Annotated in this window: 11 protein-coding genes (1 of these 11 cut by a window edge); 5 read left to right on the top strand and 6 right to left on the bottom strand. The window is 35.3% G+C overall.

Translation table 11 applies throughout. The annotated features are described in order from the left end of the window. Window positions 1-46: 46 nt before the first annotated feature. The 6 genes from HM987_RS07515 to dnaK all read right to left on the bottom strand — a co-directional run bounded on the left by HM987_RS07515 (window position 47) and on the right by dnaK (window position 8692). Complete coding sequence (locus HM987_RS07515) at window positions 47-874, bottom strand: M48 family metallopeptidase (protein ID WP_179006645.1); 828 nt, start codon at window positions 872-874, stop codon at window positions 47-49. Between the two features lie 78 nt (window positions 875-952). After that, complete coding sequence (locus tag HM987_RS07510; protein ID WP_179006643.1) at window positions 953-3370, bottom strand: glycoside hydrolase family 31 protein; 2418 nt, start codon at window positions 3368-3370, stop codon at window positions 953-955. Window positions 3371-3571: 201 nt separating this feature from the next. Continuing rightward, entirely contained in the window at window positions 3572-4426 is an 855-nt protein-coding gene (locus HM987_RS07505; protein ID WP_179006641.1) for a hypothetical protein, read from the bottom strand. Next, window positions 4423-4830 carry a hypothetical protein gene (locus HM987_RS07500; protein WP_179006639.1) on the bottom strand — a complete coding sequence of 136 codons (408 nt, stop codon included), beginning with the start codon at window positions 4828-4830 and terminating at the stop codon, window positions 4423-4425. The genes HM987_RS07505 and HM987_RS07500 overlap by 4 nt, the downstream gene beginning before the upstream one ends. Before the next feature lie 128 nt (window positions 4831-4958). Continuing rightward, a complete protein-coding gene (gene hutH / locus HM987_RS07495) occupies window positions 4959-6488 on the bottom strand; it encodes a histidine ammonia-lyase (RefSeq protein WP_179006637.1) in 1530 nt (509 codons plus the stop codon). A gap of 287 nt (window positions 6489-6775) precedes the next feature. Beyond that, window positions 6776-8692, bottom strand: a complete 1917-nt coding sequence (gene dnaK, locus HM987_RS07490; protein WP_179006635.1) for a molecular chaperone DnaK — start codon at window positions 8690-8692, stop codon at window positions 6776-6778. Between the two features lie 247 nt (window positions 8693-8939). Here dnaK and HM987_RS07485 point away from each other — a divergent pair, with 247 nt between their 5' ends. The 5 genes from HM987_RS07485 to HM987_RS07465 form a co-directional block, all read left to right on the top strand. Continuing rightward, a complete protein-coding gene (locus HM987_RS07485; RefSeq protein ID WP_179006633.1) occupies window positions 8940-12509 on the top strand; it encodes a choice-of-anchor I family protein in 3570 nt (1189 codons plus the stop codon). Window positions 12510-12673: 164 nt separating this feature from the next. After that, window positions 12674-13195: a hypothetical protein gene (locus tag HM987_RS07480; RefSeq protein ID WP_179006631.1), complete on the top strand. Its 522-nt coding sequence runs from the start codon at window positions 12674-12676 to the stop codon at window positions 13193-13195. Between the two features lie 136 nt (window positions 13196-13331). Next, window positions 13332-14756 (top strand): L-serine ammonia-lyase, encoded by a 1425-nt coding sequence (locus tag HM987_RS07475; protein ID WP_179006629.1) that lies wholly within the window; start codon window positions 13332-13334, stop codon window positions 14754-14756. Between the two features lie 205 nt (window positions 14757-14961). Beyond that, on the top strand, window positions 14962-15780 hold the full coding sequence (gene panB, locus HM987_RS07470; RefSeq protein ID WP_179006627.1) for a 3-methyl-2-oxobutanoate hydroxymethyltransferase: 819 nt from the start codon (window positions 14962-14964) through the stop codon (window positions 15778-15780). Window positions 15781-15807: 27 nt separating this feature from the next. Further along, window positions 15808-15846, top strand: the beginning of a protein-coding gene (locus HM987_RS07465) for an RluA family pseudouridine synthase (protein ID WP_179006625.1). It continues 672 nt past the right edge of the window; the window shows 39 of its 711 coding nt (coding positions 1-39); the start codon lies at window positions 15808-15810; its stop codon lies beyond the right edge, outside the window.

Here is a 15846-nt window from a genome sequence, read left to right as displayed (position 1 = left end):
TCGGGAGAGCAGCTTCTAAAGTAATCAAATATTTATAAATACAATATTAATTTATTGGTCTGAAATCTGTTATACCAAATTTCTTGGCTTCTGCTTTTGCTTTTGGAGCTAAAGCTTGTAAATTCTGGATTCTGGAATCGTTACTTGGGTGTGTACTTAAAAATTCAGGTGGTGCTTGACCGCCACTATTCGCTTTCATGCGTTTCCATAGTTCTGCTGCTTCATCAGGATTGTAACCAGCAATGGCCATTAGATATAAACCTATTTTATCTGCTTCTGTTTCATGACTTCTACTAAAAGGTAACATTCCTGCTACGTTAGATACTACGCCATAAGATTGGTTAAAAATCCCTAAAGCTTGCTCATCATTGGATAAAGCTACATTACCTGCGACCGCTAGACCTTGTTGAATATATGCCGCACTCATTCGTTGCTGTCCATGATTTGCCAAGGCATGCGCTACCTCGTGCCCCATAATGGCTGCCACACCAGTTTCATTGGCTGCAATTGGTAAAATACCAGTATAAAATGCAATTTTTCCTCCAGGCATGCACCATGCATTCACTTGCTCCGATTCTATTAAGGTGTATTCCCATTTATAGTCATCCAAATAGCCTTGAAAGCCATTAGCATTTAAGTAACGCTCCGCGGCAACCGCAATCCGCTGACCAACACGAGTAATCATTTGAGCATCTGATGTGCCTTTTACGACTTTGTTTTCCGTTAATACTTGGTTATACTGAGCAAAGGCAGATGGAAATAATTGATCATTACTTACAAAAGCTAAGGTCTTTTTCTTTGTAAAGGGATTTGTTGCACATGAAAAGACTACTGCAACAATCACAAGACCTAATATTGTTTTATTATAATTCATAACTAAACTTTTTTTAAGAGTTATTAAAATACGTAATTGATTTGTATTTATTAGGACACTAAATTAGTCAATTAGTCACTATGCTTTTGACTTTATACCCAGTATATGTAACTCAGAAAAATCCTTTTCAACTACAATTGATGTTACACCATTAACTTTCAAGCTTTTAAGCGTTACCTTTTCATTATCAAGTTGAACCTCCACCACATCAAATGGTAAGCCATGAAATTTAATTTTGAAGGTTTCATAAGGCGTCACAAATTTTCCTTCTTTATATTGATTAATGATCAATTCATTTGCCTTTCCTCTTAACGTAAAGTTTCTTAAACTATAGCGTCCTTTTGTATAATCGAAACCATCGTTAGCATCACTAAACAATTCACTTTCCTCCTTACCCTCTTTGTAATAAACATCTAAAGTAATTTCAGTAATTTCTTTTTCCCCTACATACTGTTGAATTGGGAATTTTGGAATAATCGCTCCTTCTTTTACGAAAATTGGCATACTGTCAATATCTGCATCCACCCACATTTCTTTACCTCCTTTCACAATTTCATCTGTCCAAAAATTATACCATTTTCCCTGTGGAACGTACATCCTTCTGCCCTTAGCATTCGGTTCTTGAACAGGACAAACTAAAATTTGTTCACCAAATATAAACTCATCAGTTCTGTAATGTGTTTGAGAATCATCCTGGTCGTATAGCACCAATGATTTCAACAATGGTGTTCCATGACTTACATAATTCCAAAATGAGGTATATAAATAAGGTAATAATTGATAACGGATTTCTATAAATTTTCTAACGATATCAGTAACCTCTTCGTCGAAAGTCCAAGGTTCTTGATCACCATGATCTCCAGAAGAATGCACTCTAAAAAATGGATGGAAAATTCCTAATTGAATCCAACGCGTGAATAATTCGCCTTGTGGTTGTTCCGCAAAACCACCAATATCACTTCCTGCAAAAGAAAAACCAGACATGGCCATGCGTTGTGCTTGCATGTTTGCAATCCATAAATGTTCCCAAGTAGCCACATTATCACCTGTCCAAGTAGACGTGTAACGCTGTGTACCAGAATATGCCGATCGGGTAATTACAAACGGACGTTTTGGGTATGAATATTTCTTTAAACCTTGATAAGTCGCTCTTGCCATTTGCATCCCATAGATATTGTGTGCTTTTCTATGGCTACAAGGATTTCCATCATAATCATGGCGTACGTCGTCAGGAAATGTTTTGTTTGGCACTTCCATAACTGCTGGTTCATTCATGTCATTCCAAACGCCCTTTACGCCTATATCTTCAATTAACTCTTGAAACAAACCAGACCACCAGTCCCTAACCTCTGGATTCGTATAATCTGGAAAATAACATTCACCTGGCCACACTTTTCCTTTCATATAGTCGCCATCTGCACGTTTACAGAAATAATCGTTTTCTAAACCTTCTTTAAAAACAGAATATTCTTTATCTATTTTAATTCCTGGATCGATAATGGCTACAGTTTTAAAACCATCATCCAATAATTCCTTTACCATGCGTTTTGGATCCGGAAAATACTCCTTGTTCCATGTAAAACAGCGAAACCCTTCCATATAATCGATATCCAAGTAAATAGCATCACACGGAATTTTAAGCTTTCTAAAGGTTGACGTAATCTCTTTTACCTTACTTTCTGGGTAATAACTCCATTTACATTGATGGAAACCTAATGCCCAAAGTGGAGGTAAATGGTGTGGTTTTCCCGTTAAATCTGTATAACTTTCTACAACATCGTTCATTTTTGGGCCATAGAAGAAATAATAATTCATCTCACCACCTTGTGCCCAAAAGCTCGTTACGTTTCTACGTTCGTGCGCAAAATCAAAAGTGGACATAAAGGTATTATCAAAGAAAATACCATAAGCTTTTCCATGATGCAAACCTGTGTAGAACGGAATGGCCTTGTAAATTGGGTCAGTATCTTTGCCATACGCATAAGAATCCGTTGCCCAATTACTATAACGCTTTCCCTTTAAGTTCAAATGATTTGGCTTGTCTCCCAGACCGTAATAACTTTCGCCATCATTAGAAGTTTTACTCATCTTTACGATGTTTCCACCATATTGATAACTTTCTTCCCAATGGAAACCGCCTTCATCTTGATTAATAAGAACGCCATCTATAGCATCATAGATAGATACTCTCATATCATCTTTAGAAATCTCGCAACGTAATTTTGAAGTCGTTATTTCGAAATACTCTTTGTGTTCTTCAATCTCTAATTTGTTATACCCAATACTTGCATATTTGGTTATGGCATAAGAAAAGTCATTGTCAAAATTGCCAGTTGTGGCATATCTGAAGCGTAATAGACTATCCCTTACAACCGTTAATTCCAAAATCACATCGTTAGCCGCTGTAAAATATAGCTTATCGACATCTTTTCTAAAGTCTATTATATTTGAAGGAAATAAATTCCCTTTATTTTCTAACTCTGTATTTATAATCATTGGTTAAATTTTGAAAAAATTACCCACAAAAAAAAGGAAAAAATCCAACATCTGAAAGGGTTCACTTAGGTTATTAGGAATTGTTATTAACTATATCGATTTAGTGATCGGATTTTACGATTATTGGAGTTTTTAAGAGATATTTTATTGAATATGCATTTAATGATAAAAGGGATAACAAATGAGACTATTCTAATACAATTAATGAAACCCAAATTTTGTGACAATTAACGAAAGGCTGCCTATAACAATTAAAATATATAGTAGTCTTATTTTAAAGTTGTTACATAATATCAGGCCACATATGCCAAGCAATCCCATAAATCCTGTTTCTAATCTTGTACATAAAATCCCAATAATCAACGTTGCAAAAAACAAATGAGTCCACATGCTTCTCGGTTTCCACAATAAGGCTATTGCTATTATAAATTCAATCACAACTGTTAGCCATGCAAAAATGAAACTAAAGGTTGCAAGGTTTGAAAAGACATCTTTCAATTTAATAGACTTTGCACTATTGGGATCCAATTGATGTAATGCGTTTATACTTTCGGTGTTATTATTTGCTATGTCTAAACTTTCGGGAAAGAAGTTCAAAAATGGATGGAATACAAAACCACGATTCATCATATAATAATAGAAATCCCCACTCATAAAGGGTTCTGACATTAATTTTTGCAGAGCAGAAGCTGTTAAGACAACAACTAAAAGTATCTGAATGTTTTTTAAAAGTATATCTCTTCGTTTATGATATTTATACAGTATAATAGAAAATACCATGAATATCAGCATAAAGTGATGGTTTGCTACTCTAAAATAGAAATGATAAAGATCCAAAACCAGGAGCGTTAAAACCACTAGCCAGATAATTGGATGCTTCGTTTTATCACGAAAAAAAAACCAACTCAAAAGTCCAACGAAAATTAAAGGAATTTTATATAGGCTTAACTTATCTGCCATAATGAAAATATAGATTCCAATCATTAAAAGCAGCAACTGCAGAGGTAACTGAATGTTACGGGTTAATTTAACTCTTATATCAGACCAATATTTCATAGGTCCGATTTCTTTAAATACAGTTCATTGTATAATTTTCTCGAATAATTTCCTTTTTTTGAATCGACCGTTGGCTTCCAAATTTGTACATGAATACTGTCTTTATCAGTTGTTTTTAGAACAATATTTGCCGCTTTTTTAAGATTATTTTCATTTGGCATTCTTTTCAGCATACGGAAAGCGTTTTCAATGTCTCGGTTTACCTCTATCAAAGAATCAACAGACAAACCTGGAATATATATTTGGTCGTAGTAATAATGGATTCCTGTGTACATGCCGTAGCCACCACCTTTCCACTTATTGAGTTTTTGTGTATTTACAAAGAAGAGCTGAATGGCAATAACTATTACCGCAATACCGGGAATTCCGTATTTTAACAAGAGTTCTTTTATTCGGTTGGGCATGCGTTATTTTTGAATTACTAAGTTATGCAAATTATATTTCAAGTAATTATTTGTAATCTACATTCTAGCCAGGATTTATGAGATTCAGAATGTGTATTATAACTATAGTTTTATCATTACCATGATAATCATTTCAAATCATAATGATTCAAAAACAACTCCTCAATTTCAATATCAACATTTTTTAAAAATTGAATAGAGGCTTCAATAGTATCGTGCAGAACTTCATCTACTTTTATAAATGGCACTACTTTTCGGTATTGCTCTAAAAATGATTCTAGTAAAGGAGAGGTTTTTAGAGGTCTTCGAAACTCTAAAGCCTGAGATGCATTCATCAATTCTATAGCAATAACACGATCTACATTTTTAACCAAAGTATAAGCTTGCGTCGCTGCATTGGCTCCCATACTTACATGATCTTCTTGTCCATTGCTGGATACAATACTATCTACACTTGCTGGAGTTGCCATTTGTTTATTGGCACTAACAATACTTGCGGCTGTATATTGTGGAATCATGAATCCTGAATTCAATCCTGGATTATCCACTAAAAATGCTGGCAAACCTCTTAAACCTGATACTAATTGAAAAACGCGACGTTCAGAAATATTTCCAATTTCGGCCATAGCAATCTTTAAATAATCTAGGGCTAATGCTAAGGGCTGTCCGTGAAAATTACCTCCAGAAATAATTAAATCGTCTTCTGGAAAGATATTGGGATTATCCGTTACCGAATTGATTTCGGTTAAAATTACTTTTTCTACGAAATCCAAGGTGTCCTTTGTTGCGCCATGAACTTGCGGAATACAACGAAACGAATAGGGATCTTGTACATGTTCTTTTTCTCTGCTAATCAATTCACTGCCTTTTAAAAATTCATTAAAACGGCGTGCCACTTTTCGCTGTCCAGGATGCGGTCTTACGGCATGTACTAAATCGTGAAAAGGATCTAAACGGCCATCAAAAGCATCTAAAGAAATACTAGCAATGATATCTGCTAAATACGATGTTTTGTGGGACATCAGCATTAAATAAACACCATAAGCACTCATAAATTGCGTGCCATTTAATAAAGCCAAACCTTCCTTCGCTTCGAGCTTAACAGGCTCCCAATTAAACTCTTTTAAAAGTGTGGCTGCTTCGTATTCTTTATTATTATGTACAACCTTTCCCTTACCCAATAAAGGTAAAGCCAAATGTGCCAAAGGCGCCAAATCACCTGAAGCTCCCAAAGACCCTTGGGTAAATACAAAAGGGAAAATGTCATTGTTAAAAAAGTCAATCAATCTATTCACGGTTTCAAGCTGAACGCCACTATGCCCATAACTCAACGATTGAATTTTTAAAAGCAACATCACCTTCACAATAGACTCTGGCACACGATCTCCCGTTCCGCAGGCATGAGACATCACTAAGTTTTCTTGAAGTTGACTTAGATCTTCATCAGAAATTTTCACATTATATAAAGATCCAAAGCCTGTATTAATGCCATACATAGGTTTTTTTTCACTTGCCAATTTGTTGTCTAAATAGGTTTTACATTTCTTAATATTATTTGCAGAAGTTTCTGAAAGTTTTAGTTTTTTATTTTTATAAAAAATATTGTAAATCGTTACAATGTCTAAGGCTTCAGAAGAAATGATATGATAGTTGTCCATGAAGTAAAAATTTAGAATTCAAAATTGAGATTTTTTTTTGGACACTACAAGGTTTTGTGAATAGTTTGTTGGTTGCTATTGGAAATCTTAAATTATTGAATTCTAATTCAAACAAAAAAACGCAATCAATCCCGATAGCTATCGGGAGATTGCGTTTTTCTTGTTTATTAAGCTGTCCACATCTTCATGCTTCCAACTTCAAGCTTCGTGCTTTGACGAGATTCCGAATCAAGTTCGGAATAAGCGATTCACACAACTTTCGCAAAAAGCGAAAGATGGTTCTCTGCTTACTTCACCTCTTCAAAGTCCACATCTTCAACATCACTACTTTCATCGGCAGCTTGTCCTTTTGCACCTGCACCTGCGTCAGTTGGTCCACCTTCTGGCGCTCCTCCTTGTTCTGCTTGTGCTTTGTACATTTCTTCACTTGCTACTTTCCAAGCTTCGTTGATTTTCTCTAAAGCCGGATCGATAACTGCGATATCTTTAGTTTCGTATGCTTTCTTCAATTCTTCAAGTGCATCTTCAATTGGCTTTTTCTTATCATCAGATAATTTGTCACCAAATTCTTTTAATTGACTTTCCGTTTGGAAAATCATAGCATCAGCACTATTCAACTTATCAGCTGTTTCTTTTGCTTTAGCATCAGATTCTGCATTGGCTTCAGCTTCAGCTTTCATTTTTTGGATTTCCTCTTCTGTCAATCCAGATGACGCTTCAATTCTGATATCTTGAGATTTATTTGTCGCTTTATCTGTTGCAGATACTTTAATGATACCATTGGCATCAATATCAAACGTTACTTCAATCTGAGGGGTTCCTCGTCTTGCTGGTGGAATACCATCTAGGTGGAAACGACCAATCGTTTTGTTATCTGCTGCCATTGGACGTTCACCTTGTAATACGTGAATCTCTACTGATGGCTGATTGTCTGCTGCTGTTGAGAATACTTGCGATTTCTTAGTCGGAATCGTAGTGTTGGCTTCGATCAATTTCGTCATTACATTACCCATAGTTTCAATACCAAGAGATAATGGCGTAACGTCTAATAAAAGAACGTCTTTTACATCTCCTGTTAATACACCACCTTGGATTCCTGCTCCTAAAGAAACCACTTCATCAGGGTTTACACCTTTACTTGGTGCTTTTCCAAAGAATTTCTCTACAGCTTCCTGTACTGCTGGAATTCGCGTAGAACCACCAACTAGGATAATTTCATCAATATCAGACTTAGATAAACCTGCTGCTTTTAAGGCAGTTTGACAAGGTTCAATTGTTCTTTTAATTAAATCGTCAATTAACTGCTCAAATTTTGAACGTGTCAATGTACGTACCAAGTGTTTTGGTCCACTAGCTGTAGCTGTTACGTAAGGTAAGTTGATTTCTGTTTGAGCAGAAGATGATAATTCAATCTTCGCTTTTTCAGCTGCTTCTTTCAAACGTTGCAAAGCCATAGGATCTTTACGTAAGTCCATATCTTCATCTTTCATGAACTCATCAGCTAACCAATCGATGATTCTTTCATCAATATCATCACCACCTAAGTGTGTGTCACCATCTGTTGATAATACTTCAAATACGCCATCACCTAATTCAAGAATAGAAACATCATGTGTACCACCACCAAAATCGAATACTACGATTTTTTGGTCAGTACCTTTTTTGTCCATTCCGTAAGCTAATGCTGCAGCAGTAGGCTCGTTGATAATACGTTCTACTTTTAATCCTGCAATCTCACCTGCCTCTTTAGTAGCCTGGCGTTGTGCATCATTAAAATATGCAGGAACCGTAATTACCGCTCTTGAAACGTCTTGTCCTAAATAATCCTCAGCTGTTTTTTTCATTTTTTGAAGAATCATAGCTGACAATTCTTGAGGTGTATATAAACGACCATCAATATCCACTCTCGGCGTATCATTGTCGCCTTTTACCACCTTATATGGTACACGCTCTGCTTCTTTTTTAGACTCAGAATACTTATTACCCATAAAACGTTTAATAGAATAAACTGTTTTTGTTGGGTTAGTTACTGCTTGTCTTTTTGCTGGATCACCAACTTTAATTTCACCACCTTCTACGAAAGCGATAACCGAAGGTGTTGTTCTCTTACCTTCAGCGTTTGGGATTACAACTGGCTCGTTACCTTCCATTACAGAAACGCAAGAGTTGGTTGTACCTAAATCAATTCCAATAATCTTACTCATAATATATGTGTGTTTTTTTGTTATAATAAATTTTAAACTCGATTACAATAAGTCAATGATTATGCCATGACAAAAAATATGACATGATGTCACTTTAATAAATTGTTATGTGATTTCAGCTTATCACAACATTAGGTAAACCTAAGCTTAACATTCTTAAAAGTTTCTTCATTCTTTAATAATATAGAGTACATGTTAAAGAAACCTCTGTCAAATAACTTCGCTAGAAATAAAACAACCAAAAATTATGAAACACTTATTACGATTATTTTTTATTCTTTTCACCTGTATTTGTGGCGCTCAGCTGAATACTGGAGATATGGCCTTCACAGCATTTAATGCTGATGGAGATGATGATTTTGCTATGGTTACTTTTGTAGATATTCCTGCAAATAGTGTTATCTATTTTTCAGACAAGGAATGGACCGGAACTGAATTTAATTCTGGTGAAGCTAATTATGAATGGCAAACAGGAGCAACTGTGATTTCTGCAGGAACAGTTATTAGCTTCTACACAATTAGTGCAACACCAAATATATCCCATGGCACTATTGTAGGTTCTCCAGGCGGAATATCAGGTAGCGCAGAAGTCATTTTTGTGTATCACGGTACTGATATAGATACACCTACGACATTCATAGCTGCTGTTGCCAATGCCTCATCTGCTTATGATGATGGTGCTGGAACTGGCTTGACTGGCACAGGACTTACTGAAGGCACTACGGCAATTACATACCCTAGTGGAACAGATATAGCAGCTTACAATGGCCCTAGAACCGGATTTACAGCTAATGGTTACCTAGTCGCTTTAAATGATATGGCTAACTATGACATTCAGGATGAAAGTGGAGATCAAAGTATAGATACCATTGCACCTGATGTACCTTTTGATACTACAGCGTTTACTATTTCAACGTCTGACACTAATCCTCCAAGCATAGCTAACATAATTGCAACAGGACAAAACTCAGTAGAAGTAACATTTACCGAAGCCGTAACCCAAGTAAGTGCAGAAACTTTAAGCAACTATGTTTTTAGTCCTGCTTTAACTATAAACGCAGTTGTTTATGACAATATTAATTTAAAAGCCACTATTACACATTCAGGTTTTACAGTTGGTACAGCTTATACGCTTACGGTTAATAATCTTGAAGACACTTCTGGCAATACGCAAACTGTTGCTTATATGAGTAATGATTTATTTTACAATTCATTAACTTCAGGTTTAATAATTACAGAAATAATGTACAACGCACCTTCTGATGATTCTGATGCTTTGGAATTTTTAGAAGTCTATAATAATAGTATGTCTTCAATAGATTTAGGAGGTATTACTGTTAATGACGAAGGCAACTTCATTTTTACATTTCCTGAAATGACATTGGCTTCAGAAGGCATCGTTTTATTAGCAACTGACAAAGCTTCTGCCGATGCTTTTTATGGTGTATCATTTTTAGATATGCCACAAGCAATTTCCAACGCCTTAGGAAATGGTGGTGAATTAGTGGAAATTAAAAATTCTGAAGGTCTTGTTATTTCGCAAGTAGAATATAGTGACGATGCACCATGGCCAACTACAGCTGATGGTGATGGCCCTTCCTTGGAATTGTTGAATCCTAATGGCGATTTTAATGAAGGTACAAACTGGGCACCAGCTACAAACTTAGTAGGACAATCCATCGGCGAAGATGTTTTTGCTTCACCAGGCAGTTATATTCCAGTTACTAACGTTACGCCACAAATAAGCTTTTCTGAAAGTACTTATGCAATTAGCGAAGATGGAACTAATATTGAAGTTTATATCGAATTATCAACATCCACTAATGCTATAGTTTCTGTTGATGTAAGTTTAGTTACTGAATTATTAACTGCTACTGAAACTGATGATTTTTCATTCGCCAATCAAACCATCAATTTTCCTGCAAATTCTACGGATGCTATTGTAATTTCTATTCCTATTGTAAATGATGGCTTAGCTGAAATGGACGAAATGTTCATTTTAGAACTTACCAATCCTATTAACGGAACTCTAGGCGCTAATGAAACTGCCGGTATTTACATTATAGACGTTGATACTGCGGTTCCTTTTGCGACTGATATTTTAGATATAGAATATCTATCAAGTTACTTAGTAGATGCTTCGGGTTCTGCTGAAATTGTAGCGCACGATCCTGTATCTCAACGCTTATTTGTTTTGAATTCAACAGGTCAAAAATTAGAAATCATTGATTTCTCTGATATTAATGCCGTGTCGACGATGAGCTCCATTGACCTATCAACTTTTGGGGATCCAACAAGTGTGGCTTACAATAACGGAATAGTCGCTGTGGGCATTTCGAAAGGGCCTCTAGAAGATGGTGTTGTTGTTTTCTCTGATATTGATGGTGCTAATCAAACTTTTGTTATTGCCGGAAACCTTCCAGATATGGTTGCATTTACACCAGATGGGACAAAACTTTTAGTCGCCAACGAAGGCCAACCAAATAATGATTATTCTGTAGATCCAGAAGGTAGCATTTCTGTTATTGATGTTACTGGTGGATTAGGAAACATACTTCAAACAAATGTAACTAACCTTAACTTTAATAGTTTTGATGCACAAATTGCAACGCTACAAGCATCAGGTGTTAGAGTTTTTGGTCCTGGAGCATCGGTTTCTCAAGATATGGAGCCTGAATTCATCACATTCTCTAGTGACTCTCAAATGGCTTATGTCACCCTTCAGGAAAACAATGCTTTAGGCATTATTGATTTAAGTACAAACACAATTACGTCTATTGTTCCTTTAGGTTTAAAAGATCATAGCTTAGCAGGAAACACGCTTGATGCTTCTGACGATACTGATTTTATTTTCTTGGCAAATTGGCCAGTTAAGGGTATGTATATGCCAGATGCCATGGCGTCGTACGAAGTTGGAGGTGTTACGTATTTAGTAACTGCCAATGAAGGTGATGCTAGAGAATATGATACTTTTGAAGAAGAAGAGCGTGTTAGTGACCTAAATTTAGACCCAACCGTTTTCCCTAATTCTGAATTCCTACAATTAGATAGTAATTTAGGTCGTCTAACGGTGACTAATGCCAATGGTGATTTTGATAATGATGGTGATTTTGATGAAATTCACGTTTTTGGATCGCGTTCTCTTAGCATTTGGAATGCAGCCACAGGAGCTTTAGTTTTTGATAGTGGTGATGATTTTGAACGTATTACTGCAAATGATCCAACTTATGGAGCTTTATTTAATGCAAGTAACAGCAACAATAACTTTAAAAACAGAAGTGATAATAAAGGGCCTGAGCCAGAAGGTGTCACTGTTGCTGAAATTGATGGTCAAGTTTATGCGTTTATCACTTTAGAACGTGTTGGTGGTTTTATGACTTACAACATTACTGATCCAAGTAACCCTATTTTTGAAAAATACATCAATAATAGAAATTTAGGTGAAGATGAAGGCGGTGATTTAGGTCCAGAAGGTATTATTTATGTAAAACCAGAAAATAGTCCTAATGCTACAGGTTTAGTCATTATGGCTAACGAAGTAAGTTCTACTTTAAGTTTCTATGCGCTTAATGCGACAACATTGGGCACTAATGAATTTGCTTTTCAACCTGAATCGTTAAAAATGTATCCTAATCCCTCAAAATCGAATCAGACTATATACTTTAATAAAATGGTTTCAGTGTCTTTGTTCGACATACAAGGGCGTGAAATTTCAACTAAAGAAAACACAATGGATTTTCAATTGCCAAGTTTAACAGCTGGTACCTATATTTTGAAATCAAAAAATGGAGAAAGCATCAAGCTTTTAATTAAATAAATCTGCTAGTTTATTTCTTCAAAAAACACCTTCAATTGAAGGTGTTTTTTTGTTGTAATAATTCTCCGCTTTCTGATTATGAAGTTAAATCTTAATAATTTCTAAAAAGGGCATGTTGTTTGATGATTAATAATAAATTAGTAATAAATTAAAATTATATGATTATGAAAAAAATAGCCTATTTATTATTTGCACTTACTTTTATATTAACGGCTTGCGAAGGTGATCCAGGACCTCCAGGTTTCGATGGACTTGATGGATTACCTGCAGATGATTTTGCCGCTAGGTCGTTTGAAAGAACAATTAATTTCGAATATTTTAGTGACACTGGTTTACAAGAATCTGTAGTTACATTACCTACTACTATTCTTGATAGAGATGCCGTTTTAGTATACAGACTTGAGGGAACAGTTAACGTTGGTGGTCAACCCACTGATACTTGGTCACCACTACCACAGAATTTTTTTCTGGAAGGTTCAGATATTATTCAATATATTTTTAACCATACTTTCGCTGATGTTGAACTATTAATCGATGGTAATTTTGACCTTTCTACATTAGAATCTGGGTTTACTCAAAATCAAACTTTTAGAATTATTGTATTGCCAGTTGAAAATTTAAATAGTGTTAATATTTCAGATATGAATGAAGTGATGCAAACATTTAATATTGATTCATTTCAATAATTTTATGTTTAATCGAACAAGATTAAATAGAAACCTAAAAGTAATTTTAGGTTTTTTTTATACTTTCATTTTTCCGAAATCCTTATAGATACAGTAACAAAATGTATATTTGCTTTCAACTAAAATGTTTGTTTAAATGGAGTGTATTTCTGTCTTTGACATGCTTAAAATAGGTGTTGGCCCTTCGAGTTCGCATACTTTAGGCCCTTGGAGAGCTGCCGAACGTTGGATTAAGGAATTGAAAGCTAAAAATCGTTTTGAAAAGGTTGAAAAAATTACTGTCGATTTATATGGGTCTTTGTCTTTAACAGGAAAAGGTCACGCTACAGATTACGCTGTGATTTTGGGTTTAACTGGAGCTGACCCGGAACGTATGCCCATTGAAAATATTGATACCATTATAAATGAGGTAAAGACAAACAAGGTCTTAAAATTTAATAACGAAAAAGAAATACCTTTCGACTTTAAAACTAATATAATTTTCAATCGTAAATTTTTACCTTTTCATTCTAACGGAATGGTTTTTACCGCCACAATTAATGGCAGAAAATACAAACAGACCTACTACTCTATTGGTGGCGGATTTGTAGTGCAAGAAGAACGAAAAATATCGAAAGCCAATAAAATTATTTTCTACTGTACGTTTCCCTATCCTGTAGAAAAAGGAGAAGAGTTATTAAAGTTTTGTAACCAATTACAACTTCCTATTTCTGGTCTCGTCTTAGAAAATGAAAAATCGATAAGAGAAGAAGCTTCAATTGATTTTGAATTAAAACGGATCTGGAATACCATGCTAGAATGCATGTACGTTGGCTGTCATACCGAAGGCAATTTACCAGGAGGCTTAAACGTAAGGCGAAGAGCTTATGACATTCATAAAAATTTAATTGGTGATTATAAATATGAAAACCCTCAGGAATGGTTGGAAACAATTCGTAAAACTGAAGTCAAGTTTCGTCAGATTTTAAAATGGGTAAGTTGTTTTGCGTTGGCAGTAAACGAAGTTAACGCATCACTAGGACGTGTAGTAACTGCACCCACAAATGGTAGTGCTGGAGTTATTCCTTCTGTATTGATGTATTATATGGTTATAGAAAACCATGATGCCGATTTTGAACATGTAAAAAAATTCCTTTTAGTAGCTGGTGAAATTGGCAGTGTCTTTAAAAAAGGAGCCACTATAAGTGCAGCGATGGGCGGTTGCCAAGCCGAAATCGGAGTGTCTTCTGCGATGGCAGCTGGTGCATTGTGCGAATTGTTAGGCGGCACACCAGAACAAGTTCTAATAGCTGCTGAAATTGCCATGGAACATCATTTAGGTTTAACCTGTGATCCTATTGGTGGATTAGTTCAAATTCCTTGTATAGAACGTAATGCAATGGGTGCTATCAAAGCTATAAATGCTGCTGAAATGGCTATGGATACCGATCCTAATAATGTAAAGGTACCATTTGATAAAGTCGTAAATACGATGTGGGAAACGGCAAAAGATATGAATACTAAGTATAAAGAGACGTCGGAAGGTGGATTGGCCATTGGAGTACATTTGACGGATTGTTAAAAATATAAGCAGATAAAACATCCTTGTAATAATTTACTTGGATGAGTTCAAAGGCATGAAACAACCCGTTTCCTTTAACGCAACTCAAAAATTTTATCATTTCAAAAATTCTAATTCAGAATAACGATTCAACATTATTTGTGGCTTCAATTAAACAAAAGTTTAACAATTCTCATTATTTTTACATTTAAATAATAAAAATACAATGTCAACAGCAAAAAAAGAATATAAAAGAATTACGGTAAAGACTTTAGTAGATATGAAGTCTAAAGGTGAAAAAATATCAATGCTGACGGCTTACGATTATACGATGGCAAAAATAGTTGATGGTGCTGGTATTGACGTCATTTTAGTTGGTGATTCTGCTAGTAACGTTATGGCGGGTCATGAAACGACATTGCCTATCACATTAGACCAAATGATTTATCATGCCTCTTCTGTAGTTAGAGCAATTGATCGCAGTTTAGTGGTTGTCGATTTACCCTTTGGAAGCTATCAAAGTGATCCTAAGGAAGCCTTGCGTTCAGCTATTAGGATTATGAAAGAGTCAGGAGGCCATGCTGTGAAAATGGAAGGTGGTAAAGAAGTTAAAGATTCTATAAAACGAATTTTAAATGCGGGAATACCTGTCATGGGACATTTAGGCTTAACGCCTCAATCTATATATAAATTTGGCACATATACAGTTAGAGCAAAAGAAGAACAAGAAGCGAAACAATTAAAAGAGGACGCATTAATGCTAGAGAAATTAGGTTGTTTTGGAATTGTTGTAGAAAAAATTCCTGCTTCGTTAGCCAAAGAAGTTGCTGAGAGTGTTTCAATTCCCGTAATCGGTATTGGTGCTGGTGATGGTGTTGATGGCCAAGTTTTAGTTTTACATGACATGCTAGGCATGACACATGAATTTAATCCACGCTTTTTAAGACGTTATATGAATCTTTATGAGGACATGACAAAGGCTATAGGCCAGTATGTTGATGATGTGAAGTCTGTGGATTTCCCTAATGATGACGAGCAATATTAATGAGCAAAAATAATTATTCGTGTATTTGTGGCTAATAATTCAAGAAAAATTCTTTCAGACAAATCG

The sequence above is a fragment of the Winogradskyella forsetii genome (assembly GCF_013394595.1).
Taxonomy (GTDB): Bacteria; Bacteroidota; Bacteroidia; order Flavobacteriales; family Flavobacteriaceae; genus Winogradskyella; species Winogradskyella forsetii.
This window is presented reverse-complemented; position numbering and strand designations above follow the sequence as displayed.

What these genes read in the sequence shown, in the direction of transcription:
- HM987_RS07515 (WP_179006645.1), bottom strand. Translation starts at nt 874, where the DNA reads ATGAATTATAATAAAACAATATTAGGTCTTGTGATTGTTGCAGTAGTC.
- HM987_RS07510 (WP_179006643.1), bottom strand. Translation starts at nt 3,370, where the DNA reads ATGATTATAAATACAGAGTTAGAAAATAAAGGGAATTTATTTCCTTCA.
- HM987_RS07505 (WP_179006641.1), bottom strand. Translation starts at nt 4,426, where the DNA reads ATGAAATATTGGTCTGATATAAGAGTTAAATTAACCCGTAACATTCAG.
- HM987_RS07500 (WP_179006639.1), bottom strand. Translation starts at nt 4,830, where the DNA reads ATGCCCAACCGAATAAAAGAACTCTTGTTAAAATACGGAATTCCCGGT.
- hutH (WP_179006637.1), bottom strand. Translation starts at nt 6,488, where the DNA reads ATGGACAACTATCATATCATTTCTTCTGAAGCCTTAGACATTGTAACG.
- dnaK (WP_179006635.1), bottom strand. Translation starts at nt 8,692, where the DNA reads ATGAGTAAGATTATTGGAATTGATTTAGGTACAACCAACTCTTGCGTT.
- HM987_RS07485 (WP_179006633.1), top strand. Translation starts at nt 8,940, where the DNA reads ATGAAACACTTATTACGATTATTTTTTATTCTTTTCACCTGTATTTGT.
- HM987_RS07480 (WP_179006631.1), top strand. Translation starts at nt 12,674, where the DNA reads ATGAAAAAAATAGCCTATTTATTATTTGCACTTACTTTTATATTAACG.
- HM987_RS07475 (WP_179006629.1), top strand. Translation starts at nt 13,332, where the DNA reads ATGGAGTGTATTTCTGTCTTTGACATGCTTAAAATAGGTGTTGGCCCT.
- panB (WP_179006627.1), top strand. Translation starts at nt 14,962, where the DNA reads ATGTCAACAGCAAAAAAAGAATATAAAAGAATTACGGTAAAGACTTTA.